Consider the following 23,187-nt stretch of genomic DNA (forward strand, 5'->3'; position numbering starts at 1 on the left):
GAGATGCCGCAGGATCACCGTCCGACCACGTCCGTACGCGTCCTCCTCGCCGAGGACCAGGGGATGATGCGAGGCGCGCTCGCGTTGCTGCTCGGGCTGGAACCGGACATCGAGGTGGTGGCCCAGGTGGCCGCGGGGGACGAGACCGTGGACGCGGCCCTGCTGTCCCGCCCCGATGTTGCGCTCCTGGACATCGAACTCCCGGGCCGCAGCGGCCTGGACGTCGCCGCCGATCTGCGCGAGGAGTTGCCGAACTGCCGGGTGCTGATCCTCACCACGTTCGGCCGCCCCGGCTATCTGCGCCGGGCGATGGAGGCCGGGGCGGCGGGGTTCCTGGTCAAGGACGGACCGGTCGAGGAGCTCGCCGACGCGATCCGCCGGGTGCTGAGGGGCGAGTCGGTCATCGACCCGGCGCTGGCCGCCGCCGCGCTCAACGCCGGTCCCAGCCCGCTGACCGCGCGGGAGCGGGACGCGCTGAACGCCTCGGTGGACGGGGCGACGATCGCCGACATCGCGGCGAAGCTGCATCTGTCCGAGTCGACGGTGCGGAACTATCTGTCGTCGGCGATCGGCAAGACCGGTACGCGCAACCGAATGGAGGCGGTGCGCGCGGCGCGGCAACAGGGGTGGCTGTAGGCGGCCGGGACGGTCGTGTCCGGGTCGGTGCCGAGCGGTCCGGTGGCGCGGCAGCCAGAGCACCATCAGCAACAGCCCACCGAGCAGCACCGTGCCGGCCGTGCGGGAGGTGTTGACGAGGCCGGAGACCAGACCGGACTCGCCGGGGGCCGCGCCCGTGATGGCTGCCGATCATCCCGCTGACGTCCGCCGGCCCCCGCCGATCACCCGCTGACGTCCGCCGATCGCCTCGCTACCGCCGCAGCAGCGTCACCACCGCCGCCCCGCCGAGCCCGATGTTGTGCGCCAGGCCGACCCGTGCGTCCTCCACCTGCCTGCCCTGCGCCTCCCCCCTGAGCTGCCAGGTGAGTTCGGCGGCCTGGGCTATTCCGGTGGCGCCGAGCGGGTGCCCCTTGGAGATCAGCCCACCGGACGGGTTGACCACCCACCGGCCGCCGTACGTGGTGGCCCCGGACTCGACGAGCTTCCCGGACTCGCCCTCGCCGCACAGGCCGAGCGCCTCGTAGGTGAGGAGTTCGTTGATGGAGAAGCAGTCGTGCAGCTCGATGACGTCGAGGTCGGCGGCCGAGAGCCCCGAGGCCTCGTACACCTGCTGGGCCGCGGCGCGCGACATCGGCTGTCCCACGGCATCGATGCAGGTGCCGGAGGCGAAGGAGTCGTCGGTGTCGGTGGTCATGGCCTGGGCGACGATCTCGACCGCCCGGTCGCCCAGGCCGTGACTCTCGACGAACCGTTCCGACACGACGACCGCGGCGGCCGCCCCGTCGGAGGTGGGGGAGCACTGGAGCTTGGTCAGCGGCCGGTGAATGGTCTTCGCGGCGAGGATCTCCTCGACCGTGTACGGGTCCTGGAACTGGGCGTACGGGTTGTTCACCGAGTGCCGGTGATTCTTCGCGCCGACCGCGGCGAGCTGCGCCTCGGTCGTCCCGTAGCGTTCCATGTGCTCGCGGGCCGCGTTGCCGAATATCTGCGCGGTGGGCGGGCTCATCTCGAAACCGTGGGCGGCGGCCATGATCCCGTAGTGCCGGGCGACGGGGGATGTCTTGAAGTCGGCGGCACCGCCGTCGGCGCCGCCGCCCCCGAGCGCGCCGCGCGTCATCTTCTCGAAGCCGAGCGCGAGGACGCAGTCGCTGCCACCGCCCTCGACGAACTGCCGGGCCATCATCAGCGCGGTGGAGCCGGTGGCGCAGTTGTTGTTGACGTTGTAGACGGGCACTCCGGTCAGTCCGAGTTCGTACACGGCGCGCTGACCGGCGGTGGAGGCCTGGAAGCAGTAGCCGGCGACGGCCTGCTGGATCTGCTCGTACGCGAGGGAGGCATCGGCGAGCGCCGCCGTCCCGGCCTCCTTCGCCATGTCCCAGTACTGCCAGTCGCGCGTTTCGGGCTTCTCGAACTTCGTCATGCCGACACCGACGATGTACGCCTCCATGAGCTTTATGGACGTCATCGGCTTCACGGGCTTCATGGGCAAGTCCCTTCGATTCAATCGCGCGGGAGGCCGAGGATGCGCTCGGCGACGACATTGAGCTGGACCTGGGTGGTGCCGCCCGCGATGGTCAGACAGCGGGACATCAGGAAGCCGTGCAGAGTCCGCTCCCCCGCCCCTTCGCCGACCGCGCCGGCCGGGCCGAGGAGTTCGAGGGCCAGTTCGGCGACCTTCTGCTGGTGGGCGGTCTGGACGAGCTTGCGTACGGAGGCTCCCGCGCCCGGTTCGAGTCCCGAGACCTGTTGCAGGGTGGTCCGCAGTCCGATGCAGGCGAGCGCGTGGGCCTCGGCCGCGAGCGCTCCGATCCGGGCCCGGTATGTGCCGTCGAGTTCGCCGGAGCGGGCGATCAGGGCCTCCAGGCCGGTGTCGAAGGTCATCTGGTCGGCCATGTGGACGCGTTCGTTGCCGAGGGTGTTGCGGGCGACCCGCCAGCCGTCGTCGATCTCGCCGACGACGGCGTCGGCGGGCAGCAGGACGTCGTCGAAGTACACCTCGTTGAAGAGGGAGTCGCCGGTGATCTCCTTCAGCGGGCGGATGTCGATGCCCTCGGTGTTCTTCATGTCGACGATGAAGTAGCCGATCCCCCGGTGCTTGGGGGCGTCCGGGTCGGTCCTGGCCAGCAGGATTCCGTGGTCGGCCCACTGGGCGGCGCTCGTCCAGACCTTCTGCCCGTTGATCCGCCAGCCTTCGTCGGTCCGCTCCGCCCTCGTCCGGAGCGAGGCGAGGTCGGAGCCCGCGCCGGGCTCGGAGAACAGCTGGCACCAGAGGAGCTCGCCGCGCAGGGTGGGCAGCAGATAGCGGTCCTGCTGCGCCGCCGTGCCGTGGGCGATGAGCGAGGGGACGACCCAGGTGGCGATCCCGAGATCGCTCAGCTTCACGCCCTGTTCCTTCAACTCCTGTTGTACGGCGAGCTGTTGGACGGGGCCGGCGCCCAGTCCGTAGGGGGCAGGGAGGTACGGGGCGGCGTAGCCGGTCGGCGCGAGCGCGCGGCGGGCGGCCTTCGGGTCGAGGCCGCGGGCGACGGCTACGGCCTCGCGCGCCTCGGCCCGGTAGGCCGCGGCCCCGGCGGGAAGTTCGAGGGCGAGTTCGCGGCGTGCCCCGCCCTCGGCCAGCCGGACGGCCCGCAGCCGGTGGGCGTCACCGGCCCCCAGCAACTGCCGGGCCATCAGGGCCCGGCGCAGATACAGGTGGGCGTCGTGCTCCCAGGTGAAGCCGATGCCGCCGAGGATCTGGATGCAGTCCTTGGCGCAGCCGTACGCGGCGTCGAGGGCGTCCGACGCGGCGAGGGCGGCGACCATTGAACGTACGTCCGGGGACTCCTCCCCTTCGGCGGCGCGGGCCGCGTCCCACGCCAGCGCGCGGGCCCGCTCGACCCGTACGAGCATGTCGGCGCAGAGGTGCTTGATGCCCTGGAACTGCCCGATGGGGCGGCCGAACTGCTCGCGGACCTTGGCATATTCGGCCGCGGCGTGCAGCGCCTTGGCCGCGGTTCCGCATGCCTCGGCGGAGAAGAGGACGGCGGCGAGGTCGCGGACGCGCGCGGTGTCGGTCCGTACGACGCGTTCCGCGGGGACGAGTACACCCTCGGCGCGGATCCCGGCCGTGGGGCGGGTCGGGTCGGCGCTGCGGTGCGGACGGGTGGTCAGCCCTTCGGCGTCGGCGTCGACGGCGAACCAGAGGGTGCCGGTGGCCGATTCGGCGGAGAGCAGGAGGAGGTCGGCGTCGGCGCCGGAGAGGACGGGCGGGGCGGTGCCGTCGAGCAGATGGCCGTCGCCGTGCTCGACGGCGGTGAGGGTGCCGGGGCCGAGCGCGACGGCGCCGACGCGTGTGCCGGCGGCGAGGCCGCGAACCAGGTCACGCACCGGTTCGCTTGCCGGTTCGGGCAGGGGTTCACGTACCGGTTCTCTCGTCGGTTCGCCCGCGCCCGCCGCGTGCAGTACGGCGGAGGCGAGGACACTCGCGAGATATGGGCCGGGAAGCGCGGCCCGGCCCGCCTCCTCCAGGACCACGGCCAGATCGAGGAGTTGGCCGCCCCCGCCCCCGTACTCCTCGGGCAGATGGATGGCGAGGAGACCCTGTTCGGCGAGCCCGTCCCAGTACCCGGGGCGCACGCCGGGGGCCCCGGGGGCGTCCGCGTCGAGGAGCTTGCGTATCTCCTCCGGCGGTACGGCGCGCGCCAGCCACCCCCGTACAGCCTGCGCCAACTCCCTCTGCTCTTCGGTGATTCCGATGCCCATGCGGATCCTCGCCGGTCGCAGCCACTGGAACGGCGCAAGAGTAGAACACGTTTCATTCTGATGGAAGGTCAGGTGGCGGTCGGATCGCCGCACGCTCCGGGCCGAGTGCGCGGTTGTGCCCCCGTTCGCTCCTCGTTCACCGGAATACCCCGGACATGCGGAAGGTTCACCGTGCACACACTTGGCGGTCGGCGCTGCCCGCCCGGGACCCGCACGCCTGTTCCGACTTCTCGACAGACCCTCGATCACGCCGCCCGGAGGCCACACGTATGCCACAGACGACGAACGGACAGCACACCGGGGAACTCCCCGATCCGCGGCCGCGCAGGGCGGGTGGCGGGGTCGTCCCCGTGCTCGCCTTCGCGGGCATCACCGTCGCGGTGATGCAGACCCTGCTCGTCCCCGTCATCAAGGATCTGCCCGCCCTTCTGCACACCGATCCGTCCAACGCCACCTGGGTGATGACCGCGACCCTGCTGGCGGGGGCCGTCGCGACACCGATCATGGGGCGGCTCGGCGATCTCTACGGCAAGCGCAAGATGCTGCTCGCCAGTCTCGCCGTGATGGTGATCGGTTCACTGATATGCGCCTTCACCGACGATCTCGTCGTCATGATCGTGGGGCGCGCGCTCCAGGGCTTCGCCATGGGCGCCATCCCGCTGGGCATCGGCATCATGCGTGACGAACTGCCGCGCGAGAAGCTCGGCTCGGCAATGGCGCTGATGAGTTCGTCGATCGGGGTGGGCGGCGGACTCGCCCTGCCCGCCGCCGCGCTGGTCGCCCAGCACTCCGACTGGCACACCCTGTTCTTCGGTGCGGCCGGTCTCGGTGTGCTGTCGATGGCGCTCACCGTCCTCGTCGTCCCCGAGACCACGCTGCGCGCCCCCGGCCGTTTCGATCTCACCGGCGCACTCGGGCTCTCGCTCGGGCTGGTCTGTCTGCTGCTGCCCATCACCAAGGGCAGTGACTGGGGCTGGACTTCGGGAACCACGCTCGGTCTGATCGCCGCCGCCCTGGTGATTCTCGTCCTGTGGGGCCTCTTCGAGCTGCGCAACCCGGCGCCGCTGGTCGATCTGCGGACCACCGCCCGGCGCGAGGTGCTGCTCACCAACCTCGCCTCGATCATGGTCGGGGTCGCCTTCTACGCCGTGTCCCTGGTTCTGCCGCAGCTGCTCCAGCTGCCGACGTCGACGGGATACGGTCTCGGGCAGTCGATGGTGGTCGCCGGGCTGTGCGTGGCGCCGCTCGGCCTGACGATGATGTTCGTCGCCCCGCTGTACGCCCGGCTGTCCGCGCGCCGCGGCCCCAAGGTGTCCCTGATGCTCGGCATGCTGATCATCGCGATCGGTTACGGGGCGGGGCTCGGGCTGATGAGTGCCGCCTGGCAGACCGTGGTGATCGCGGTGGTGCTCGGGGCCGGTATCGGACTCGCGTACTCCTCGCTGCCCGCGCTGATCATCGGGGCCGTCGATCCGTCCGAGACGGGTGCGGCCAACGGCCTGAACACTCTGATGCGGTCGATCGGTACGTCGGTGTCGAGCGCCGTGATCGGCATGGTGCTGGCGAACACCTCGGTACGGACGGGCGGGGTGCCGCTGCCGTCGATGGAGGGGTTCCGCATCTCGTTCGGGATCGCGACGGGCGCGGTGGTGGTCGGGCTGGCGCTGGCCGCGTTCCTGCCGTCGCAGCGCGAGGCGATGCGCCCGGCGTTGTCGGCGAGCAGCGAGGACGACACGTCGGCCCCCGTACTCTCCACGTCCCGCCCCGTCACCGGCTCCGGCGGCTTCCGCGGCCGGGTGCTGGACACGGACGGTACGCCGGTTGCCCGCGCCAACGTCACGCTGATCGACCACCGGGGCCGGCAGGCCGGGCTCACCGTGGCGGACGAGGAGGGCCATTTCATGCTGGCCGCCCCGTCCGGCGGCGCTTACGTGCTGGCCGGATCGGCCGCCGGATACGCGCCGCGCGCCTACCCTGCGGCCTATCCCGGCGACGGGCTGCCGGTCGACGCCGATCTGGTGCTGGCCGTCAGCGCACCGGAGCGTCGAACCGCGGTGTCGTCGTGAGCAGATGAGAGACGTCCGACCCGGCCGGCAGCTCCTGCGGCCGCGCGCCGCGGGTGAACAGCCGGGCGGGGCGGGCACCCTGCACCCGGGCCTGGCGGCCGTTGACCCGCAGCCATGACCCTTCGCGCAGGCCGAGGACCGGCACGTCGTTCTCCTCCAGGAACTCGGTGAGCCGCTCCTCGCGGGTCTCGCCCTTGTGGGTGCTCTCCGGGTCCGGGTCCAGATAGTGCGGGTTGATCTGGAACGGGACGAGGCCGAGCGTCTCGAAGGACGGCGGCTGCACGATGGGCATGTCATTGGTGGTACGGAGGGTGGGCGCCGCCATGTTCGTCCCCGCGCTGGCTCCCATGTACGGCAGTCCGCCCCGCACCGCTTCGGTCACCGCGTCCCGCAGACCGGTCCGGTACAGGGCGCTCAGCAGCCGGAAGGAGTTCCCGCCGCCGATGAACACGGCATCGGACGCGGTGAGTTCGGCGACCGGGTCGGCGTTCTCATGGACCCCGCGGACGGTGATGCCGGACGGCGTGAGGGCATCGCGGACGCGTGCGGTGTACGCGGTGTAGTCGGCGAGCGCGTACGGCACGAAGGCCAGCCGGGCGCCGGAGGGCAGGAACGCGGTGACGGTGTCGAGGGCGTGTTCCAGATAACCGCGGCCGCACTGGGTGGAGTTGGAGAGCAGCAGCAGATTCACAGGGTTCCTCTTGGTTCTGTTCTGGATCATCAGGTGGTGGTGCGGGAGCGACGGGCGCGCGGCTTCGGGCGCTGCGGAGGCTGGGTGAGGCGCCTCTCCAGCAACTGGGCCGCGTGGCGCAGTGCGTCGAGCCGGTCCTCCGGCGCCCCGCGGAAGAGTTCCTCGGCCCCGCCGAGGCTGAGGCTCCCGTACGGTTCACGCCCGAGGAACACCGGCACGGCGACGGTCGCGATACCGGTGTCGTACTCACCGACCGTCCAGGCGTAACCCTGGGCGCGAACCTTGAGGAACTCCTCCTCCAGCCGGTCCGGGTCGGTGACCGTCCGGTCGGTGAAGCGGGCCATCGGGCGGCCCCGGAAGAGCCGGTGGCGCTGCTCGTCGGGCAGATACGCGTAGTACGACTTGCTGGTCGCCCCGGCGTGCGCCGGGTAGAGCTCGCCGACCAGGGGGTAGTAGCGCAGCGGCCCGGCCTCCCCCTCCTCCGCGGCGACGCACCGCATATGGAAGCTGTCCGGCAGGCAGAACAGGACAGTGTCGCCGGTGGCCCGGCGCAGCTCCTCCAGCACCGGCCCGGCCAGCAGCTCCAGCGATCCGGAACGCTCCCAGAGCCTGCCCAGGCGCAGCACGGCGGGGCCGATGCGGTAGCGGCGGGTGGCCGGGTCGGAGACCAGGAAGCCGCGCCCGGCCAGGGTGGCGAGCAGCCGCTGGGCCACCGAGGTGTCCCAGCCGAACTCCTCGGCGACCTCGGTGACGCCCCAGTCGGGCCGGGTCCGCTCGAAGGCGAGCAGTACGAGGAGCGCCCGGTCGACGGTTTGCAGAGCACCGGCGGGGGTGCGCCGGTCCAGATCGAAGTCCGCCATCGTCATCTCACCATTCAGACCTGAATTGCAAATAACGGGAAACAGTTGCGTTCAACGCTATCGGATCCCGAATGTTGCGTCAGCACCCCGCCCCGCGCTTCCCCCCGTCGAGCGTCTCGGCCCGGGTGCCCGGATGAGCGAGAAAGTAGGGCCCCATGTTGAAGTACGTGCTGGACATCGTCGATCTGCTGGACGATCCCCAGGTCAATGGCAAGACGGTCGCCGAGTACCTCGACTCCGTCAGCGGGGCCGAGGGTTCGTCCGCGCAGGTCACCACGGTCGCCGGCGAGCGTGGCTCGACGGACTTCGTGATGGTCCGTATCCCGGGCGCCCAAGGGCGTACGTCCGGGGGCGGCGCCCGCACGCTGGGCGTGGTGGGCCGGCTCGGCGGCATCGGCGCCCGGCCCGAGGTGACCGGCATGGTCTCCGACGCCGACGGTGCGGTCTCCGCCCTCGCCACCGCCGCGAAGCTGCTCGACATGCGACGCCGCGGCGACGTGCTGCTCGGCGACGTCATCGTCGCCACCCACATCTGCCCGAACGCGCCGACCGAGCCGCACGACCCGGTGCCGTTCATGGGCTCGCCCGTCGACATCGCCACCATGAACCGTCACGAGGTGACCGGCGAGATGGAGGCCGTGCTCTCCATCGACACCACCAAGGGCAACCGGATCATCAACCACAAGGGCCTCGCCCTGTCGCCCACCGTCAAGGAGGGCTGGGTGCTCCGGGTCAGCGAGCAGCTCGGCGAGCTGCTGGCCGTGGTGACCGGTGAGCCGTTGGTCACGTACCCGGTGACCACGCAGGACATCACCCCGTACGGTAACGGTGCACACCACATCAATTCGATCCTGCAGCCCTCCACCGCGACGGCCGCCCCGGTCGTCGGCCTGGCCATCACCTCGGCCGCCGCGGTACCGGGCTGCGGTACGGGCGCGAGCCACGAGAGCGACATCGCGTCCGCCGCCCGCTACGCCGTGGAGGTCGCCAAGGCCTACGGCAGCGGCCACCTGGACTTCCACGACGCGGTGGAGTTCGACAACCTCGTCAACCGCTACGGGTCGCTGGCTCACCTGCAGACCTTCGGCCGCACCCCCCAGGAGTCCTGATGGCAGCCGCCCCGCAGGCCGAGGCCGTGGCCCACGAGGCCAAGAGCATCGGCAGCGACGACTACGCGCTCTCCCGCGTCCCGCGCGACAAGCGCTTCGGCTTCTGGTCCATGCTGCTGCAGTGGCTGGCCCAGTCCGGCTCGATCTCGCAGTTCACCCTCGGCGCCACCATCGGTGTCGGCATGACCTTCAAGGGCGCCTTCCTCGCCTTCACTCTCGGCGCGGTGATCCTGGAGATCGTGATCTTCGCAATCGGTCTGGCCGGAATGCGCGAGGGTCTGGCGACCCCGATGCTGACCCGCTGGGTAGGCTTCGGCCGCAACGGCTCAGCGCTGGTCAGCTTCGTCATCGCGGTCAGCCTCGTCGGCTGGTTCGGCGTCCAGAACACGATCTTCGGCAACAGCGTCTCGGCGCTGGTCGGCGGCCCGTCCTGGATGTGGTGCGTACTGGCGGGCATCGCCATCACCGCCCTGGTGATCTTCGGCTTCAAGTACATGGCCGTCTTCGCCAAGATCGTGACCCCGCTCTTCTTCGCGATGGTCGCCTGGTCGATCGTCTCGACGCTGAAGGACCACTCCCTCGGCGACCTGATCCATTCGCCGGCCCCCGGCCCGACGATCCCGCTCGCCGTCGCCGCCACCGCCATCGCGGGCGGCTTCATGACCGGTGCGATCGTGGCCCCGGAGATGACCCGGTACAACCGGAAGGGCTCGCACGTCTTCGTGCAGAGCGCCTCGTCGATGATCCTGTCCGAGTACATCGTCGGCATGACCGGTGTGCTCCTGGGTCACCTGGTCAAGAGCAACGAGGTCTCGCACATCGTGCTCTCCACCTCCGGTGCCTTCGGCGTCGTCGTCGTCCTGATGTCCACCGCGAAGATCAACGACTGGAACCTGTACGGCTCCTCGCTCGGTGTCGTCAACTTCTTCCAGGTCGTCTTCGGCAAGCGGCTGCACCGCGGCGCGGTCACGATCGTCCTCGGCATCGCGGGCACGGTCCTGTCCGCGGTCGGGATCATGACCCACTTCACCGAGTTCCTCTCCGTCCTCGGCGTCGCCATCCCGCCGATCGGCGGCATCATCGTGGCCGAGTACTGGGTCGTGAAGCGGATGCGCAAGCCGCTGGACGACACCCGGGAGTCCGAGACGCTGCCGAAGTCGTCGCCGACCTGGGTACCGATGTCCATCGCCATCTGGATCGCGGCGTTCTGCGTCGGCAAGTTCTTCGACGGCGGCATCCCGGCCCTGAACTCGCTGGCCACCGCCTTCATCCTGTACAGCGTCCTCGGCCTGCTGGGCTGGGTGAAGCCGTACGGCACCTCCACCCTGGACGACGAGGACGACGCCGCCGCCCCCGCCGCCCCCGCGACAACCACTGTGGGAGCAGCATGAGCACCCCCGACCCCACCACCCCCGGCCCCACGGCCTTCTTCGTCCCGGCCTCCGACGAGGCCCAGGACGAGGTCATCGAACTCTGCGCCGAACTGATCAGGTTCGACACCTCCAACCCCACCAGCGACGAGCGCGCGAGCGCCGAGTGGGTGGTGAGCCGCCTCGCCGAGGTGGGCATCGACTCGGAACTGGTCGAGTCCGCGCCGGGCCGCGCCAATGTCATCGCCCGGATCGCGGGCAGCGACCCGGAGCGCGGTGCGCTCCTCGTCCACGGTCATCTGGACGTGGTGCCCGCCGACGCCTCCGAGTGGCAGGTCCCGCCGTTCTCCGGCGAGATCCGCGACGGCTACCTCTGGGGCCGCGGCGCGATCGACATGAAGGACACGGTGGCCGTCATGCTGGCCACCGCCCGTCACTTCGCCCGTACCGGCACCAGGCCGTCGCGCGATCTGGTCCTCGCCTTCCTCGCCGACGAGGAAGCGGGCGGGAAGTTCGGCGCCCACTGGCTGGTCGAGCACCGCCCGGAGCTCTTCGCCGGGGTCACCGAAGCGATCGGCGAGGGCGGCGGCTTCTCCTTCGCCATCGACGACACCCGGCGCCTCTACCCGATCGAGAACGCCCAGCGCGGCATGGCCTGGATGGAGCTGACCGCCACCGGCCGGGCCGGCCACGGCTCGTCCCCCAACGACGAGAACGCCGTCACCGACCTCGCCGAGTCGCTGACCCGCATCGGCCGCGCGACCTTCCCGATCCGCCTGATCGCACCGGTCCGCGCCCTGCTCGAAGAGGCGGCCCGCCTCTACGGTGTCGAGTTCGACGAGAACGACATCGAGGGCAGCCTCGCCCGGCTGGGCCCGGTCTCCGACTTCATGCAGGTGGTGCTGCGCAACTCGGCGAACCCCACCATGTTCGACGCCGGTTACCAGACCAACGTCATCCCCGGAAAGGCGACGGCCCGGGTCGACGGCCGCTTCCTCCCGGGCCACGAGCAGGAGTTGACCGACACGATCGACGAGCTCCTCCTCCCCTCGGTCACCCGCGAGTGGGTCAACCACGACATCGCGCTGGAGACGACGTTCGACGGCCCGCTGGTCGACGCCATGTGCGAAGCCGTACGCGCCGAGGACCCGGACGGCCACCCGGTCCCGTACTGCAACCCCGGCGGCACCGACGCCAAGGCCTTCACCCACCTCGGCATCCGCTGCTTCGGCTTCAAGGGCCTCAAGCTCCCGCACGACCTGGACTACGGCCGTCTCTTCCACGGCGTGGACGAACGCGTCCCGCTGGAGGGCCTGCGCTTCGGCGTCCGCGTCATGACCCGACTCTGGCAGAGCTGCTGACCTCCACATCGCAGCCCCGTCGGGGGCGCCCCGCCCCGGGCTCACCCCCCGTACGCCCCCGCCGAACGCGACTTCCGTTCGGCGGGGGCGTACGGCACGATGTGGCGCCGCTCGGGGATCCTTCCCGGTCCGCCGACGCGACGAAGGTCCCTGCCAACCTCTGGCAGGGACCTTCGTCCAGGTGCCATCAGGCAACGGTGCCGGCGGCTTTGACTTCGTCGACGAACGCGAGCCAGGCGACGGCCGGGAAGACGCACACCCCCTGCTCGGGGTCCTTGGAGTCGCGGACGGCCATCTTGTGCCCAGCGAGGCGGGCGCCCTCGACGCAGTTTCCGCCTTGGTCGTTGCTGTGGCTCGACTTGAACCAGTCGGCTCCGCGCAGGGTCTCAGCCGTGATGCTCATGGATGTTCATAGCTCCTTGATCGCCGTCTGGATCGGACTCAGGGACTCCTGTGGTCCAGGAGCAAGAGCGGACAGGTCGGTGAACGCATCGTCGTACCGCTCGACGTTGTCGTCTCGCCTGGTGACCCATGCGTCCGCCAGATTCTCCAGGTACACGATGGGCTTGAGGACAACTCGGTCCGGGAAATGCAGGACGACGAACGGCCCGTTCATCCCGGAGTGTGCACCCGGTTTGAAGGGTTGGTTGCCATCAGAGTGCACTGAGCAACTGCCGGAGCACGGAACCACCCCGCGCGCGTGGCCTCCCCCTACGCCCCCGTGCCAGGAGCCCCCCATGACAGACCCCACGACAGGCCAGCCGTCGGGACCGACCGGTCCCGGCACCACCAACCTCCCCCTGGACATCGGAACCGCGGATCAAGCCGCCGATGCCGCCCTCAACCTCCGGCTCGGCACCACCACTCGCCAAGAGATCGACGAGTGGACAACCGAACTGCGAGGACGCATCAACCTCTTCGCCGAAGACGACGGCTCCCTGCGACCGCGCCGGGGACTGCCCCGAGGGCCGTCTGCGATCCACCGAGCCTCGGAGATTCATCGCAACCACCTTGCTCTTGCAAGTAATATGCAACAAGCTTGACCGGTCCTTACTGTCGACGCAGAAGCGGAGCCACGTCATGCCCCATCTGCTGCCGGACACCAGACCTCAGCGGGCCTGCTCATCTCGCTCTGCATCATCTGGGGCCGCCCCGGCTGGTATGTCGCCGGAGCCCTGTTCGCCCTGACGGGCCTGGCCGCTCCGCTCGCGGTCCGCTGGGCGCAACGCTGCCGACCGAATCGGCAGACACAGCCTGTCGTAGTCGCACCGAAGGCGTCGAACGCCTGATCCTTACCTCGTCATCGAGCGAACCCCGGCTGACGCCGGCCGCGAGGAAACGCACACCGTGGTGTGACATCCAGTGTCACCTGGTAGCACCGCTCGTTACTGTGGATGCCATGGCAGCACAACAGGAGATCACTCAACGCGACCTGCGCAACAGGTCCAAAGAGATCATGGACGCCGTCCAGGACGGGCAGGCGTTCACCGTCACGCGGGACGGACATCGCATCGGCGAGCTGATCCCGCTGCGCCGACGCAGGCGGTTCGTCCCGCGCGGCGAGTTCACAGCCATGTCCCGTACGTCTCCCGACATCTCGCTGGACGCCTTCCGGGCGGATCAGGAGTCCACCGCCGAGCAGAGGCCGGACGATCCCTATGCACGCTGAGTACGATCAGGGTCTGCTGGACACCAACATCATGATTCTTCGCAGGTGGGTGAATCCTGAGGAGCTTCCTGCCGAGGTGGCGATCAGCGCCATCACCCTGGCCGAGCTCTCCGCCGGACCGCACGAGGTGCGGCGGAACGAAGAGCAGGGCGACTACGACGAATACGCCGAGCGGGCCCGACGGCTCGATGTCCTTCAGCGCGCCGAGAACGAGTTCGACCCGATCCCCTTCGACGCGGAGGCAGCCCGGATCTATGGCAGGGTCTGTGCTGCCGTGATCGGTGCCGGCCGCAGACCGCGGCGCCGAGTGGCCGACTTGATGATCGCGTCCATCGCCGTCGCCGAGGAGCTTCCGCTCTTCACCACGAACCCCGACGACTTCAAGGGGCTGGACGACCTGCTCACCGTCGTCCCCGTCACGCGACCGCGGGTCCTCCACGATCGATAGGCCGTCGGGGCGTGCCCCGACCCGGGCTCACCCCTCGTACGCCCCCGCCGACGCCCCCGGCGGGCGCGTACGGCACGATGGGGCGCCGTCGAACGCGTGCCCCGTAGAACCGTCCCCACCAGGAGGAACCCGTGCCCGTCGAGTCCGTCGTCGAGCCCGAGCCGGAGATTCTCGCCGCCTTCCAGGCAGCCAAGGGCTTCATGCCGGTGGTCGAGGGGCTCGCGCTGTACCGGGCCGCCGTCGAGGCCGCCGCGCTGGGGCTGCCGGTCCTTGAGGTCGGGACGTACTGCGGGCGCTCGACCATCCTGCTCGCCGACGCCGCGCGGGCGGCCGGTGTGACGGCTCTCACCGTCGACCACCATCGCGGCAGCGAGGAGCAGCAGCCCGGCTGGGAGTACCACGACCCGACCGTGGTGGACCCTGAGGTCGGCCGGATGGACACGTTGCCGACCTTCCGCAGGACCCTGCACGCGGCGGGTCTCGAAGACCATGTCGTGGCACTGGTCGGACGGTCCGGGCAGGTCGCGGCTATGTGGGGCGGGAAGCTCGGCCTCGTCTTCATCGACGGCGGTCACACCGACGAGCATGCGAACGGTGATTACGAGGGCTGGGCGCCGCATGTCGCGGAGGGCGGGCTGCTGGTGATCCACGATGTGTTCCCGGACCCCGCGCACGGGGGCCAGGCCCCGTACCGGGTCTATCTGCGGGCGCTGGCCTCCGGCGCTTTCGCCGAGGTCTCGGTGACGGATTCGCTGCGGGTCCTGAGGCGTACCGGAACGGGGATCTGAGCCGGGCCGGGGACGGGGACGGAGGCACAGGTGCGGGCATCCGGGCCGGTCGGCCGAAGGCGCCCCGATAGCATCGCGGGGTGCCGTACGACGAGAGCGTTCCCCCCACCCAGCGCCGCCGGCCCCTGCTCGCCGCCGCCGCGCTCGCAGCCGTGTGCCTGACCGCCGTGGGCTGCGGCGCGGGCGATGACGGCGGCGGGGCGCAGGCCCGGCCCCGGCAGGGCGGCAGTGGTACCTCCGCCGTGCCGCCGTCGGCCTCGCCGTCGAAGAGCGCTCCCGCGCCGGGGAACGCATCCGCCACCCCCGGCCCGTCCGCGAAGCCCTCGAAGTCCACGGGCGGCCGGGCAACCGGGCCGTTGTCCGGGAAGACCGTCGTCATCGACCCCGGGCACAACCCGAACAATCATCTGCACACCCGCGAGATCAACCGCCAGGTGGACATCGGCACCACGCGCAAGGAGTGCGACACCACCGGGACGTCGACCAACTCCGGTTACGCGGAAGCCCGGTTCACCCTCGACGTGTCGCACCGGCTGCGCACGCTCCTGCAGGCGCAGGGCGCGAACGTCGTGCTGACGCAGGACAACGACCGTCCGTACGGGCCCTGCGTCGACGAGCGTGCCCGGATCGGCAACGAGGCCGAGGCCGACGCGGTGGTCTCGGTGCACGCGGACGGTTCTGCGGCCGGCAACCGCGGCTTCCATGTGATCCTTCCCGGGCTGGTACAGGGCGGGAAGGCGGACACTTCGAAGATCGTCGAACGGTCGCGCGATCTCGGCACCCGGATCGCCGGTCTCTTCGTCCGCGATACCGGAAGTGCGCCTTCCAATTACGTCGGCGGCAATAGCGGGTTGGACATCCGTAAGGATCTGGGCGGACTGAATTTGTCGACCGTGCCCAAAGTGTTCATCGAATGCGGCAATATGCGTGATCCGAAGGATGCCGCCCTGCTCACCAGCGAGGGCTGGCGCCAGAAGGCGGCGCAGGGCATTGCCGATGGCATCAGCAGCTACCTCAAGGGGTAGAACGCGGTAGTTCTGAGGCGAAATTGGGGGGAAGTGCGTCCAGCGTTCGGGCAGGGGCACAACCCGCCCAGGCAGACGATAGATTCATCCGTAGGATGGGGAGCCGCTCCCGAGCTTCGTGACATGCCCGCCGTACCCGTACAGGCGGCAGCGACGACCGCCCCGACGAGACGACCGACTAAGGACCTTCACGTGAATATCCGCTCCCTCACTCGAGGCGACGGCGTGGTGATCGGAGCAGCGGTGGTGCTGTTCATCGCCTCTTTCCTCGACCTCTCCGGTTTCGACTGCCCTGCGGGCCTCAACTGCTCCAACTACAACGCTCCGAACGCCTGGGACGCCCTCGGGCTCCTCATGAGCGTCTTCCTGGCCGGAATCATCGGTGGGGCGCTGGTCGTCGTGGGCCGTTCCATGCCGAGCCGTAAGGTCGTCGGCCTCGACCTCGGACAGTTCGGGGCCGCGTTCTGTGTCTTCGCGCTGTGGACGGCGTTCTGGACGACGATCGACTCCAGTAACGCGGGTGCCGGCATGATCCTCGGCCTGCTCGCGACCATCGTGCTCGCGGGCGGCGCGATCGCCACCCCGCTGGTCCCCGCGCTCAAGGCTCCGCTGCTGGGCGCCCCGCGTCCGCAGGCCGTGCAGCCGCCGTACGGCGGTCAGCCGCAGCCGGGTCAGGGGTACGGCTACCCGGGCGCCCAGCAGCAGCCGTACGGCGCGCAGCCGGGTCAGCAGCAGCCGTACGGCGCGCAGCCGCAGCCCGGTCAGCCGGAGCCGCAGCAGGCCCAGGCGGCGGCCGGGGCGCCGGCCGGTGACTTCACGCCGTTCTGGTTCGCGGTGCCGGTGGCCCGCCCGCTGTACGGGGAGGACGGCTCGCCGTCGCCGATCGCCGAACTGGCGCCCGGCACCTGGTACCTCGCGGTGGAGCAGCGCGGTCCGGCGCTCATCGCCCAGACGCAGGACGGCCGTCGCGGTGTGCTCCAGGACACCACGGGCATCCAGCGCGGCTGAGTCCACGCGCCGACGGTACGAACAGCGGCCTCTCGCCCCTTCCGGGCGGGGGGCCGCTGTCGTACTCTCCGTCCGTGCGTCAGATGGCTGACGTAACGTCAGAAGTGCTGGGAGGCAGCGGAATGCGGCTCGGACTCGCCCTCGGCTACTGGGGCCGCGGCCCGGACCCCGCCCATCTGGAGCTCGCCCGGGAGGCGGAGGCGCTGGGGTACGCGTCGGTGTGGACGGCGGAGGCCTGGGGCTCCGACGCGTTCACCCCGCTGACCTGGATCGCCGCACACACCTCCCGTATCCGGCTGGGCACCGGTATCGCGCAGATGGCGGCGCGCACCCCGACCGCGACCGCCATGCACGCCCTCACCCTCGACCATCTCTCCGGCGGCCGGATGATGCTCGGCCTGGGGCTGTCCGGGCCGCAGGTGGTGGAGGGCTGGTACGGGCGGCCGTTCCCCGGGAGCCCGCTGACCGCGACCCGCGAGTACGTCGACGTCATCCGCCAGGTGCTCGGCCGCGAGGCCCCCGTGGAGCTGGACGGGCGCTTCCACTCGCATCCGTACAACGGTCCGGACGGCACCGGTCTGGGCAAGCCGCTGAAGCCGATCACTCATCCGCTGCGGGCCCGGCTGCCCGTGCTACTCGGGGCGGAGGGGCCGAAGAACATCGCGCAGACGACGCGGATCGCCGACGGCTGGCTGCCGTTGTACTGGTCGCCGCTGCGCACCGAGGTGTACGAGGCGTCGCTCACGGACCTGCCCGACGGATTCATGATCGCGCCGATGGTGCGGGCGCGGGTCTGTGACGATGTGGCCGAGGGACTGCTGCCGGTGAAGGCGATGCTCGGCTTCTACATCGGGGGCATGGGGCACGCGGCCCGTAACTTCCATGCCGATCTGATGGCGCGGATGGGTTTCGAGGAGGAGGCGCGGCGGATCCAGCGGCTCTTCCTCGAAGGGCGCAAGGAGGAGGCGGTGCTGGCCGTGCCGGATGCGTTCGCCGATGAGATCTCGCTCGTCGGCCCGCGTCAACGCATCGCGGAGCGGCTGGAGTTGTGGCGCAAGGGGCCGGTGACCGATCTGCTGGTGACGGCGCCGGACCCGCACACCTTGCGGGTGCTGGCGGAGCTCAGCCAGTAGTGCTCGGTCTGGCCGGGTCCGTCGGCCAGATCCGGGTGGCGACCGGGGTGGGGCGTACGCGTCGTCGTGTGGCGGTGCGCTCCCAGGGCTGGGGGTCGGGGTAGGTCAGGAGTACCAGGGTGCTGCCCCACGGGGTGCGCAGATACGCGAACCGGTTGCGCGCCCCCGCCTCGGGGCCCGGCAGCGGCTGCGCCTCGGCGAGCAGCGTGGCGCCCGCGTCGACACAGTTCCGTACGGCCGCGTCCAGGTCGTCGGCGTAGAGCGCCACGTGCTGCCAGCCGAAGTCGCAGGGCCGCACCGGAGGTTCCCGTAGGGGGCCCTGGAACTCGAACAGCTCGATGCCCGGCCCGTCGCCGGGGAGGGCCAGCATCCGGATCGCCAGCTGCTGGGTGCCCGCGGGGACGCCGAGCCGGCGCTCGACGTCCGGTCCGCCGAGCGGCCCGTCGTGGCGGCGCAGGGCGTCGTACAGCACCTCGGCGCCGAACGCCCGGACGAGGAAGAGGGTCGCGGTCTCCAGATCCGGGACGGTGACCCCGATGTGGTCGATGCCTCGCACGCTTGTGGCCGTCATGGCTTCACCGCTCCTGTCCCGGGGCTGCGCCGACCGCCCCGTCCGCCCCGGAGCGGGCCCGCTCCGGGGTCGTGCCCCCGCTCGACCAGGCCAGCAGTTCGTCGGCCGGCCATGTCGTGACGACGCGTTTGGCCGGTACCTGGCACTCCTCGGCGCGGGCGCAGCCGTGGAATTGCCAGTCGAGCTGTCCGGGCGCGTGGGCGTCGGTGTCGATGGCGAACAGGGTGCCCGCGTCGACGGCGCGGCGCAGGAGCCGGCGGGGCGGGTCGAGCCGTTCGGGCCGGCTGTTGATCTCGACCGCCGTGCCCGCCTCCGCGCAGGCGGCGAAGACCTCGTCCGCGTCGAAGCGTGATTCCGGGCGCCCCCGGCCGGTGATCAGCCGCCCGGTGCAGTGTCCGAGGATGTTCGCCCGCGGATGGCGGACGGCCGCGAGCAGGCGCCTGGTCATCGGGGCGGGGTCCATCCGCAGCTTGGAGTGGGCGGAGACCACCACGACGTCCAGCTGCTCCAGCAGCTCCTCCTCCTGGTCGAGGGAGCCGTCGGGGAGGATGTCGCACTCGATGCCGGTGAGCAGCCGGAACGGCGCCCAGCCCGCGTTGAGCTCGGCGATCGCCGCCAGCTGCCGGCGCAGCCGCTCCGGGGAGAGCCCGTTCGCCACGGTCAGCCGGGGCGAGTGGTCGGTGAGAACCGCCCACTCATGGCCCAGTTCCGCCGCGGTGCGTCCCATCTCCTCGATCGGGCTGCCGCCGTCCGACCAGTCGGAGTGGAGATGACAGTCGCCGCGCAGCAGGGCGCGGAGGCGCTCGCCGCCCTCGGGCAGCGGAGCGGCGGCCTCCTCCTCCAGCCGTTGCAGGTAGCCGGGTACTTCTCCGGCCACCGCCTCGCGGATCACCTGCGCGGTCTTCGGCCCGATGCCCTTGACCGACTCCAGCGAGCCGTCCACCACCCGCTGTGCGGCCTCGCCGTCCGCCATCGCCGCGACTGCGGCGGCGGCCGTGCGGAACGCCTGGACGCGGTAGGTGTCGGCCCCGCCGCGTTCCAGCAGGAAAGCGATCCGTTTCAGGGCGCGGACTGGCTCCATCGACACCTCCACCGGGGCCGCCGGACACAACGGCCGCCCTTTCCAGCTTGGCTCAGCACCGCCGCGCCCGCACAGCGACGGAACCGGGTGGCGGACGGAAACCGGGCGGCGGCCGTGGGGCTCAGCCGAACGTGGCGCGCTCCAGCCAGAGGTCCAGGACCTCCGTGTCCCCCAGCACCTCGATCCGGTCGCTGTCCGCCGGGAGGCGCCGGTTGAAGACCAGCATCACGTCGGTGAGCGGGCCGCGCAGCGCCACGGACGCCTTCCCGTGGGCGCGCCGCCAGCCGAAACCGTCCTCGTCGAACTCGATCAGCCACTCGGCGTCCGGAACGTCCGTGGCGTGCAGATGGATCGAGTGCCTGGAGCCGGTCGGCTCGGCGTCCTCCCCGCCACCGGCGGCGCGCACGAAGGCGACGATCTCCAGCCACTCCTCGATGGTGTCGGCGGCCAGTTCCGGCGCCACCTCGTACCCGGCCCGCACGGTGAGCGCCGCGTCGGCCTGGTGGACGATCGTCTCGTGCGCCATGCGGCGCGCCCAGAAGCCCGTGCTCGACTCCCACGCCCAGGACCACACTTCCTGGTCCGGCCCGGCCTCCCGCAGCGCCCGGACGGTCTTCGCCGCGCCCTCCGCCAGCCAGGCGTCCAGCTCCGCGGGGTCGTCGCCCTCGGGCCTGAAGCCCGGTACCCGTTCATTCGGGACCGATTCGGTGGCCCGGGTGCGGACGATCTCACCGACCCAGCGGTGGGCTCCGCCGACATGTACGGCGAGGTCGCGCAGGGTCCAGTCGGGGCAGGTCGGGACCGTCGCCCCGAGATCCGCGCCGCGCAGCACCGTCCTCAACGCGTCGGTGCGGTGGACGATCTCGTCGCAGTAGAGGTCATGTGAAAGTGATCCCATGGCTCGCACCCTAGTACGACCGGAGATCCGAACGCCCATTGCCTGTCCGGCGAGTTGCACGGTGGTGGGCACCTTGTGAGGAGGGAGCGAGGCGGACTTCATGTCCAGAGCTGTTCACCGAGAGTCCCGGCGGGTGCGGTGCCGGGCAGGACGTAGGCCACGGCCGAGGCCCGGTGTTGGAGGAAGGGGGTGAGGGCGTCGCGGGCGGCCAGGCGGTTCTGGACGCGGGTGAACTGGGCGGGGTCACGCATGAAGGCGCAGAAGAGCAGGCCGCGGTCGGCCGGGCCGTCGTCGTAGCTGTAGCTGCGGCGGAGCATACGGGCGCCGCCGTCGAAGCGCGGGCTGGCCAGACGTACGTGGGCGGTGGCGGGGATGACGTAGGAACCGTCGGGGTTCTTGGCGTAGACGTCCGGCTCGTCATGCTCGGCGGTGCCGCTGAGGGGGACGCCGTCGCGGGCACGGCGGCCGATCACCTGGTCGCGTCGGCCCTCGGGGAGGGCCGCGAAGCCGGTGACGTCCATGCGGATCCTGCGGTAGACCAGCACGGTGCCGTTCCGGTGGGCTCCGGATGGGCCCCAGACCCACCGCTCGGCCGCCGCGTGATCGGGGTTGGCGGTGCCGTCCTTGGAGCCGAACAAGTTGCGCGGGGTGGTGCCCGGGGCCGTGTGGGCCAGGAAGCCGGACTGGGTCCAGCGCGGTACGGCGCCGGCTGCGTGCGCGGCCCTGCCGGCGAGTTCGGCGACGATGGTGAGGGTCCAGCGGTCGGCTGCGCACAGCTGGACCAGAAGATCGCCGTTGCTGCGGCGCTGGTCGAGACGGTCGCCGGGGAAGGGCGGCAACTCGCCCAAGGAAGGGGGGACGTTGAGGCGGAGCCGGGCGGCGAGGGCGGGGCCGATGCCGACCAGGGACGTGAGCCGGGACGCGCCTCCGCCCTGGAGTCGCGGGTCCGCCGGGGCGGCGGAGGCTGCGGTGGCGAGCGTGCGGGTCAGCGCGCCGAGGACGCTGCGCAGGGTCTTCCGGTCGGTGGCGGCGGAGGTCTGCGGGAGGTCGAAGGAAAGCAGATGCGTCGCCGGTTGCTGAGGCGCCGTAACACCTGCCTGTCGCACACCGTGGAAGGAAATCGCGGCCTCGGTCGGCGGGGCGCCGGTGGTGGCACGGCCGGCTGTCCGGTCGTCCCTCACCAGTTCGTCGGCCGCCGCGCCGATCCCGGCGGCGAGCACCGCTCCGGCGGCGAGCAGTGCCCGGCGCCGCCCGAAACCTGTTGCCGCGGGTCGGGACGGATCCTGCACATTTCCCTGTTCGGTGGGCATACGCCTATTGGAGACGATAAAACATCTGCCATGCAAATCCTGTCTGTAGAACGCCTGTTGACTCGTTCGCCAGTCCCGGCGGCGGTGTTCCGGGCGGCGCTGCTTCTGTCGGTGCTGGTCGTCTCGGTCGCGATGGCGGCCACCGGGTGCTCCGCAACGGGGTCGACGTCCACCGATTCGCGGCATCCGGCCGGGAGCGTGCTGCGCGTTCCGCAGGACTTCCCCTCGGTGCAGCAGGCGGTGGACGCCGCTCGTGAGGGCGAGACGGTGCTGATCGGCCCGGGCGTGTACCGGGAGAGCGTGCGCGTCACCAGGCCCCGCGTGGTGCTGCGCGGAACGGACCGCAACAAGGTCGTCTTCGACGGCGGTGTACGTCTGGCCAACGGCATCACGGTGACCGGCGCCGGCTCGGTGGTGGAGAACCTCACCGTGCACGGCTACCTCGCCAACGGCGTGCTGTTCACCGGCGTCACCGACGAGCGGTTGCAGCAGCGCGGCGCCGGCGGCTCCGCCTACGACCCGCTGGACACCACCCGCTTCCCTGCCGTCCGGGGCTTCCGCGCGACCCGGGTCACGGCATACAACAACGGCCTGTACGGCATCTACGCCTTTGACGCGCGCGACGGCGTGATCGAGGACTCCTACGCCTCCGGGCACGCCGACTCCGGCGTGTACGTCGGCCAGTGCAAGCCCTGCAATACCGTCGTCCGGGGCAACACCGTGGAGCGCAACGCGGTCGGCATCGAACTGACCAATGCCTCGGACGGCCTGTCTGTGCTGGGCAACCGGGTCGCCCGCAACCGGGTCGGCGTCACGGTCAACTCCAATGACCTGGAGGCCCTCGCCCCGCAGCACGGCGCGGTGATCGCGGGCAACGTGGTCGCCGACAACAACGCCGCCGACACGCCCGAGCAGGCGGACGGGGGCTTCGGTATCGGCATCGGCATCGGCGGCGGCACCGCGAACCGCGTCCAGCGCAACCTGGTCCGGGGCAACCGGGCGGCCGGAGTGGTCGTCACCGACCCGCCGGGGCATCCGGCGAGCGGCAATCGCGTCGAGGGCAACCGCTCCACCGGCAACGGCACCGACCTCGTGCTGGCCTCAGCCGACCCCGGCAACTGTTTCGCGGGCAACCGGCCCGCCACCCAGAGCCCGGACGACCTGGAGGGGCGCGCGGGCTGCGGCATCCACGGTCGGGGCGCGCTGCCCGCCGGCCGGACGACGCCGGTGCAGGCGCCGCCCGGTGTCCCGTTCAGTCAGGTGCCTGCCCCGCCCGCCCAGCCGTCCATGCCGGACCCGACGGCCCCGGGCAGCCCGGCGACCGGCCTGCCGGGGGCCGTCGACGCGGCCGCGTACCCGCTCCCGAAGGACGCGGACGCCGTGCCGCACTCGCGCTGAGCACGGTGCTCCGGTGGACTCGGCCCCCGTTCACCGTGCCGC

General features: G+C 71.0%; 23 protein-coding genes. 13 read left to right on the top strand and 10 right to left on the bottom strand.

Translation table 11 applies throughout. From position 1 onward, the window contains the following. The first annotated feature begins 3 nt into the window (after positions 1-3). Positions 4-636: a response regulator gene (locus tag ACZ7L9_RS02885; RefSeq protein WP_471412750.1), complete on the top strand. Its 633-nt coding sequence runs from the start codon at positions 4-6 to the stop codon at positions 634-636. 232 nt (positions 637-868) lie between these two features. Here ACZ7L9_RS02885 and ACZ7L9_RS02890 read toward each other — a convergent pair whose 3' ends face one another. Both ACZ7L9_RS02890 and ACZ7L9_RS02895 read right to left on the bottom strand, forming a co-directional pair. Further along, on the bottom strand, positions 869-2,065 hold the full coding sequence (locus tag ACZ7L9_RS02890; protein WP_471412751.1) for a lipid-transfer protein: 1,197 nt from the start codon (positions 2,063-2,065) through the stop codon (positions 869-871). 53 nt (positions 2,066-2,118) lie between these two features. Then, the gene (locus ACZ7L9_RS02895) at positions 2,119-4,359 is read right to left on the bottom strand and encodes an acyl-CoA dehydrogenase (RefSeq protein WP_471411973.1); all 2,241 of its coding nucleotides are present in this window, start codon (positions 4,357-4,359) and stop codon (positions 2,119-2,121) included. Positions 4,360-4,628: 269 nt separating this feature from the next. Here ACZ7L9_RS02895 and ACZ7L9_RS02900 point away from each other — a divergent pair, with 269 nt between their 5' ends. Next, positions 4,629-6,425 (top strand): MFS transporter, encoded by a 1,797-nt coding sequence (locus ACZ7L9_RS02900; protein ID WP_471411975.1) that lies wholly within the window; start codon positions 4,629-4,631, stop codon positions 6,423-6,425. Here the strand turns inward: ACZ7L9_RS02900 and pepE are convergent. Together pepE and ACZ7L9_RS02910 are read right to left on the bottom strand one after the other, a co-directional pair. Continuing rightward, complete coding sequence (gene pepE, locus ACZ7L9_RS02905) at positions 6,388-7,116, bottom strand: dipeptidase PepE (RefSeq protein WP_471412752.1); 729 nt, start codon at positions 7,114-7,116, stop codon at positions 6,388-6,390. The genes ACZ7L9_RS02900 and pepE overlap by 38 nt on opposite strands. Before the next feature lie 29 nt (positions 7,117-7,145). Continuing rightward, positions 7,146-7,976, bottom strand: a complete 831-nt coding sequence (locus tag ACZ7L9_RS02910; RefSeq protein WP_471411977.1) for an IclR family transcriptional regulator — start codon at positions 7,974-7,976, stop codon at positions 7,146-7,148. A gap of 155 nt (positions 7,977-8,131) precedes the next feature. On the opposite strand from ACZ7L9_RS02910, the gene ACZ7L9_RS02915 reads away from it, so the two are divergent. Genes ACZ7L9_RS02915 through ACZ7L9_RS02925 form a run of 3 tightly spaced genes read left to right on the top strand, consistent with a single transcriptional unit; the run spans position 8,132 to position 11,816 of the window. Beyond that, on the top strand, positions 8,132-9,085 hold the full coding sequence (locus ACZ7L9_RS02915; protein WP_471411979.1) for a DUF1177 domain-containing protein: 954 nt from the start codon (positions 8,132-8,134) through the stop codon (positions 9,083-9,085). Continuing rightward, on the top strand, positions 9,085-10,476 hold the full coding sequence (locus tag ACZ7L9_RS02920) for a cytosine permease (RefSeq protein WP_471411981.1): 1,392 nt from the start codon (positions 9,085-9,087) through the stop codon (positions 10,474-10,476). The genes ACZ7L9_RS02915 and ACZ7L9_RS02920 overlap by 1 nt, the downstream gene beginning before the upstream one ends. Further along, positions 10,473-11,816, top strand: a complete 1,344-nt coding sequence (locus ACZ7L9_RS02925; protein WP_471411983.1) for a M20/M25/M40 family metallo-hydrolase — start codon at positions 10,473-10,475, stop codon at positions 11,814-11,816. Before ACZ7L9_RS02920 ends, ACZ7L9_RS02925 begins: the two co-directional genes overlap by 4 nt. Before the next feature lie 187 nt (positions 11,817-12,003). Here ACZ7L9_RS02925 and ACZ7L9_RS02930 read toward each other — a convergent pair whose 3' ends face one another. Both ACZ7L9_RS02930 and ACZ7L9_RS02935 read right to left on the bottom strand, forming a co-directional pair. Beyond that, on the bottom strand, positions 12,004-12,219 hold the full coding sequence (locus ACZ7L9_RS02930) for a DUF397 domain-containing protein (RefSeq protein ID WP_471411985.1): 216 nt from the start codon (positions 12,217-12,219) through the stop codon (positions 12,004-12,006). A 6-nt stretch (positions 12,220-12,225) separates the two neighbouring features. Continuing rightward, positions 12,226-12,624, bottom strand: coding sequence for a Scr1 family TA system antitoxin-like transcriptional regulator (locus tag ACZ7L9_RS02935; RefSeq protein ID WP_471411987.1), 399 nt, complete (start codon positions 12,622-12,624; stop codon positions 12,226-12,228). On the opposite strand from ACZ7L9_RS02935, the gene ACZ7L9_RS02940 reads away from it, so the two are divergent. The 7 genes from ACZ7L9_RS02940 to ACZ7L9_RS02970 all read left to right on the top strand — a co-directional run bounded on the left by ACZ7L9_RS02940 (position 12,554) and on the right by ACZ7L9_RS02970 (position 17,887). Further along, positions 12,554-12,859 (top strand): hypothetical protein, encoded by a 306-nt coding sequence (locus ACZ7L9_RS02940; RefSeq protein WP_471412805.1) that lies wholly within the window; start codon positions 12,554-12,556, stop codon positions 12,857-12,859. The genes ACZ7L9_RS02935 and ACZ7L9_RS02940 overlap by 71 nt on opposite strands. A 356-nt stretch (positions 12,860-13,215) precedes the next feature. Then, positions 13,216-13,485 carry a type II toxin-antitoxin system Phd/YefM family antitoxin gene (locus ACZ7L9_RS02945; RefSeq protein WP_471411989.1) on the top strand — a complete coding sequence of 90 codons (270 nt, stop codon included), beginning with the start codon at positions 13,216-13,218 and terminating at the stop codon, positions 13,483-13,485. Continuing rightward, on the top strand, positions 13,475-13,933 hold the full coding sequence (locus tag ACZ7L9_RS02950; protein WP_471411991.1) for a PIN domain-containing protein: 459 nt from the start codon (positions 13,475-13,477) through the stop codon (positions 13,931-13,933). Before ACZ7L9_RS02945 ends, ACZ7L9_RS02950 begins: the two co-directional genes overlap by 11 nt. Positions 13,934-14,133: 200 nt before the next feature. Continuing rightward, positions 14,134-14,721: a class I SAM-dependent methyltransferase gene (locus tag ACZ7L9_RS02955; protein ID WP_471412754.1), complete on the top strand. Its 588-nt coding sequence runs from the start codon at positions 14,134-14,136 to the stop codon at positions 14,719-14,721. Between the two features lie 80 nt (positions 14,722-14,801). Beyond that, complete coding sequence (locus ACZ7L9_RS02960) at positions 14,802-15,746, top strand: N-acetylmuramoyl-L-alanine amidase (RefSeq protein WP_471411993.1); 945 nt, start codon at positions 14,802-14,804, stop codon at positions 15,744-15,746. Between the two features lie 192 nt (positions 15,747-15,938). After that, positions 15,939-16,754 (top strand): hypothetical protein, encoded by an 816-nt coding sequence (locus tag ACZ7L9_RS02965; RefSeq protein WP_471411995.1) that lies wholly within the window; start codon positions 15,939-15,941, stop codon positions 16,752-16,754. A gap of 122 nt (positions 16,755-16,876) precedes the next feature. Continuing rightward, positions 16,877-17,887, top strand: a complete 1,011-nt coding sequence (locus ACZ7L9_RS02970) for an LLM class F420-dependent oxidoreductase (protein ID WP_471412755.1) — start codon at positions 16,877-16,879, stop codon at positions 17,885-17,887. Here ACZ7L9_RS02970 and ACZ7L9_RS02975 read toward each other — a convergent pair. The 4 genes from ACZ7L9_RS02975 to ACZ7L9_RS02990 all read right to left on the bottom strand — a co-directional run bounded on the left by ACZ7L9_RS02975 (position 17,877) and on the right by ACZ7L9_RS02990 (position 21,747). Continuing rightward, the gene (locus ACZ7L9_RS02975) at positions 17,877-18,458 is read right to left on the bottom strand and encodes a VOC family protein (protein ID WP_471411997.1); all 582 of its coding nucleotides are present in this window, start codon (positions 18,456-18,458) and stop codon (positions 17,877-17,879) included. The two genes, ACZ7L9_RS02970 and ACZ7L9_RS02975, sit on opposite strands and share 11 nt — an antisense overlap. Before the next feature lie 4 nt (positions 18,459-18,462). Then, complete coding sequence (locus ACZ7L9_RS02980; RefSeq protein ID WP_471411999.1) at positions 18,463-19,539, bottom strand: PHP domain-containing protein; 1,077 nt, start codon at positions 19,537-19,539, stop codon at positions 18,463-18,465. A 121-nt stretch (positions 19,540-19,660) separates the two neighbouring features. Further along, positions 19,661-20,437 (bottom strand): maleylpyruvate isomerase family mycothiol-dependent enzyme, encoded by a 777-nt coding sequence (locus ACZ7L9_RS02985; protein WP_471412001.1) that lies wholly within the window; start codon positions 20,435-20,437, stop codon positions 19,661-19,663. A gap of 98 nt (positions 20,438-20,535) precedes the next feature. Then, the gene (locus tag ACZ7L9_RS02990; protein WP_471412003.1) at positions 20,536-21,747 is read right to left on the bottom strand and encodes a Dyp-type peroxidase; all 1,212 of its coding nucleotides are present in this window, start codon (positions 21,745-21,747) and stop codon (positions 20,536-20,538) included. A gap of 57 nt (positions 21,748-21,804) precedes the next feature. Here ACZ7L9_RS02990 and ACZ7L9_RS02995 point away from each other — a divergent pair, with 57 nt between their 5' ends. Beyond that, a complete protein-coding gene (locus ACZ7L9_RS02995; RefSeq protein ID WP_471412005.1) occupies positions 21,805-23,145 on the top strand; it encodes a right-handed parallel beta-helix repeat-containing protein in 1,341 nt (446 codons plus the stop codon). The last annotated feature ends 42 nt before the right edge of the window (positions 23,146-23,187 follow it).

This window comes from Streptomyces sp. NPDC111516 (assembly GCF_055635345.1).

What these genes read in the sequence shown, in the direction of transcription:
- ACZ7L9_RS02885 (WP_471412750.1), top strand. Translation starts at nt 4, where the DNA reads ATGCCGCAGGATCACCGTCCGACCACGTCCGTACGCGTCCTCCTCGCC.
- ACZ7L9_RS02890 (WP_471412751.1), bottom strand. Translation starts at nt 2,065, where the DNA reads ATGGAGGCGTACATCGTCGGTGTCGGCATGACGAAGTTCGAGAAGCCC.
- ACZ7L9_RS02895 (WP_471411973.1), bottom strand. Translation starts at nt 4,359, where the DNA reads ATGGGCATCGGAATCACCGAAGAGCAGAGGGAGTTGGCGCAGGCTGTA.
- ACZ7L9_RS02900 (WP_471411975.1), top strand. Translation starts at nt 4,629, where the DNA reads ATGCCACAGACGACGAACGGACAGCACACCGGGGAACTCCCCGATCCG.
- ACZ7L9_RS02910 (WP_471411977.1), bottom strand. Translation starts at nt 7,976, where the DNA reads ATGGCGGACTTCGATCTGGACCGGCGCACCCCCGCCGGTGCTCTGCAA.
- ACZ7L9_RS02915 (WP_471411979.1), top strand. Translation starts at nt 8,132, where the DNA reads ATGTTGAAGTACGTGCTGGACATCGTCGATCTGCTGGACGATCCCCAG.
- ACZ7L9_RS02920 (WP_471411981.1), top strand. Translation starts at nt 9,085, where the DNA reads ATGGCAGCCGCCCCGCAGGCCGAGGCCGTGGCCCACGAGGCCAAGAGC.
- ACZ7L9_RS02925 (WP_471411983.1), top strand. Translation starts at nt 10,473, where the DNA reads ATGAGCACCCCCGACCCCACCACCCCCGGCCCCACGGCCTTCTTCGTC.
- ACZ7L9_RS02930 (WP_471411985.1), bottom strand. Translation starts at nt 12,219, where the DNA reads ATGAGCATCACGGCTGAGACCCTGCGCGGAGCCGACTGGTTCAAGTCG.
- ACZ7L9_RS02940 (WP_471412805.1), top strand. Translation starts at nt 12,554, where the DNA reads ATGACAGACCCCACGACAGGCCAGCCGTCGGGACCGACCGGTCCCGGC.
- ACZ7L9_RS02935 (WP_471411987.1), bottom strand. Translation starts at nt 12,624, where the DNA reads ATGTCCAGGGGGAGGTTGGTGGTGCCGGGACCGGTCGGTCCCGACGGC.
- ACZ7L9_RS02945 (WP_471411989.1), top strand. Translation starts at nt 13,216, where the DNA reads ATGGCAGCACAACAGGAGATCACTCAACGCGACCTGCGCAACAGGTCC.
- ACZ7L9_RS02950 (WP_471411991.1), top strand. Translation starts at nt 13,475, where the DNA reads ATGCACGCTGAGTACGATCAGGGTCTGCTGGACACCAACATCATGATT.
- ACZ7L9_RS02955 (WP_471412754.1), top strand. Translation starts at nt 14,134, where the DNA reads ATGCCGGTGGTCGAGGGGCTCGCGCTGTACCGGGCCGCCGTCGAGGCC.
- ACZ7L9_RS02970 (WP_471412755.1), top strand. Translation starts at nt 16,877, where the DNA reads ATGCGGCTCGGACTCGCCCTCGGCTACTGGGGCCGCGGCCCGGACCCC.
- ACZ7L9_RS02975 (WP_471411997.1), bottom strand. Translation starts at nt 18,458, where the DNA reads ATGACGGCCACAAGCGTGCGAGGCATCGACCACATCGGGGTCACCGTC.
- ACZ7L9_RS02980 (WP_471411999.1), bottom strand. Translation starts at nt 19,539, where the DNA reads ATGGAGCCAGTCCGCGCCCTGAAACGGATCGCTTTCCTGCTGGAACGC.
- ACZ7L9_RS02985 (WP_471412001.1), bottom strand. Translation starts at nt 20,437, where the DNA reads ATGGGATCACTTTCACATGACCTCTACTGCGACGAGATCGTCCACCGC.
- ACZ7L9_RS02990 (WP_471412003.1), bottom strand. Translation starts at nt 21,747, where the DNA reads ATGCCCACCGAACAGGGAAATGTGCAGGATCCGTCCCGACCCGCGGCA.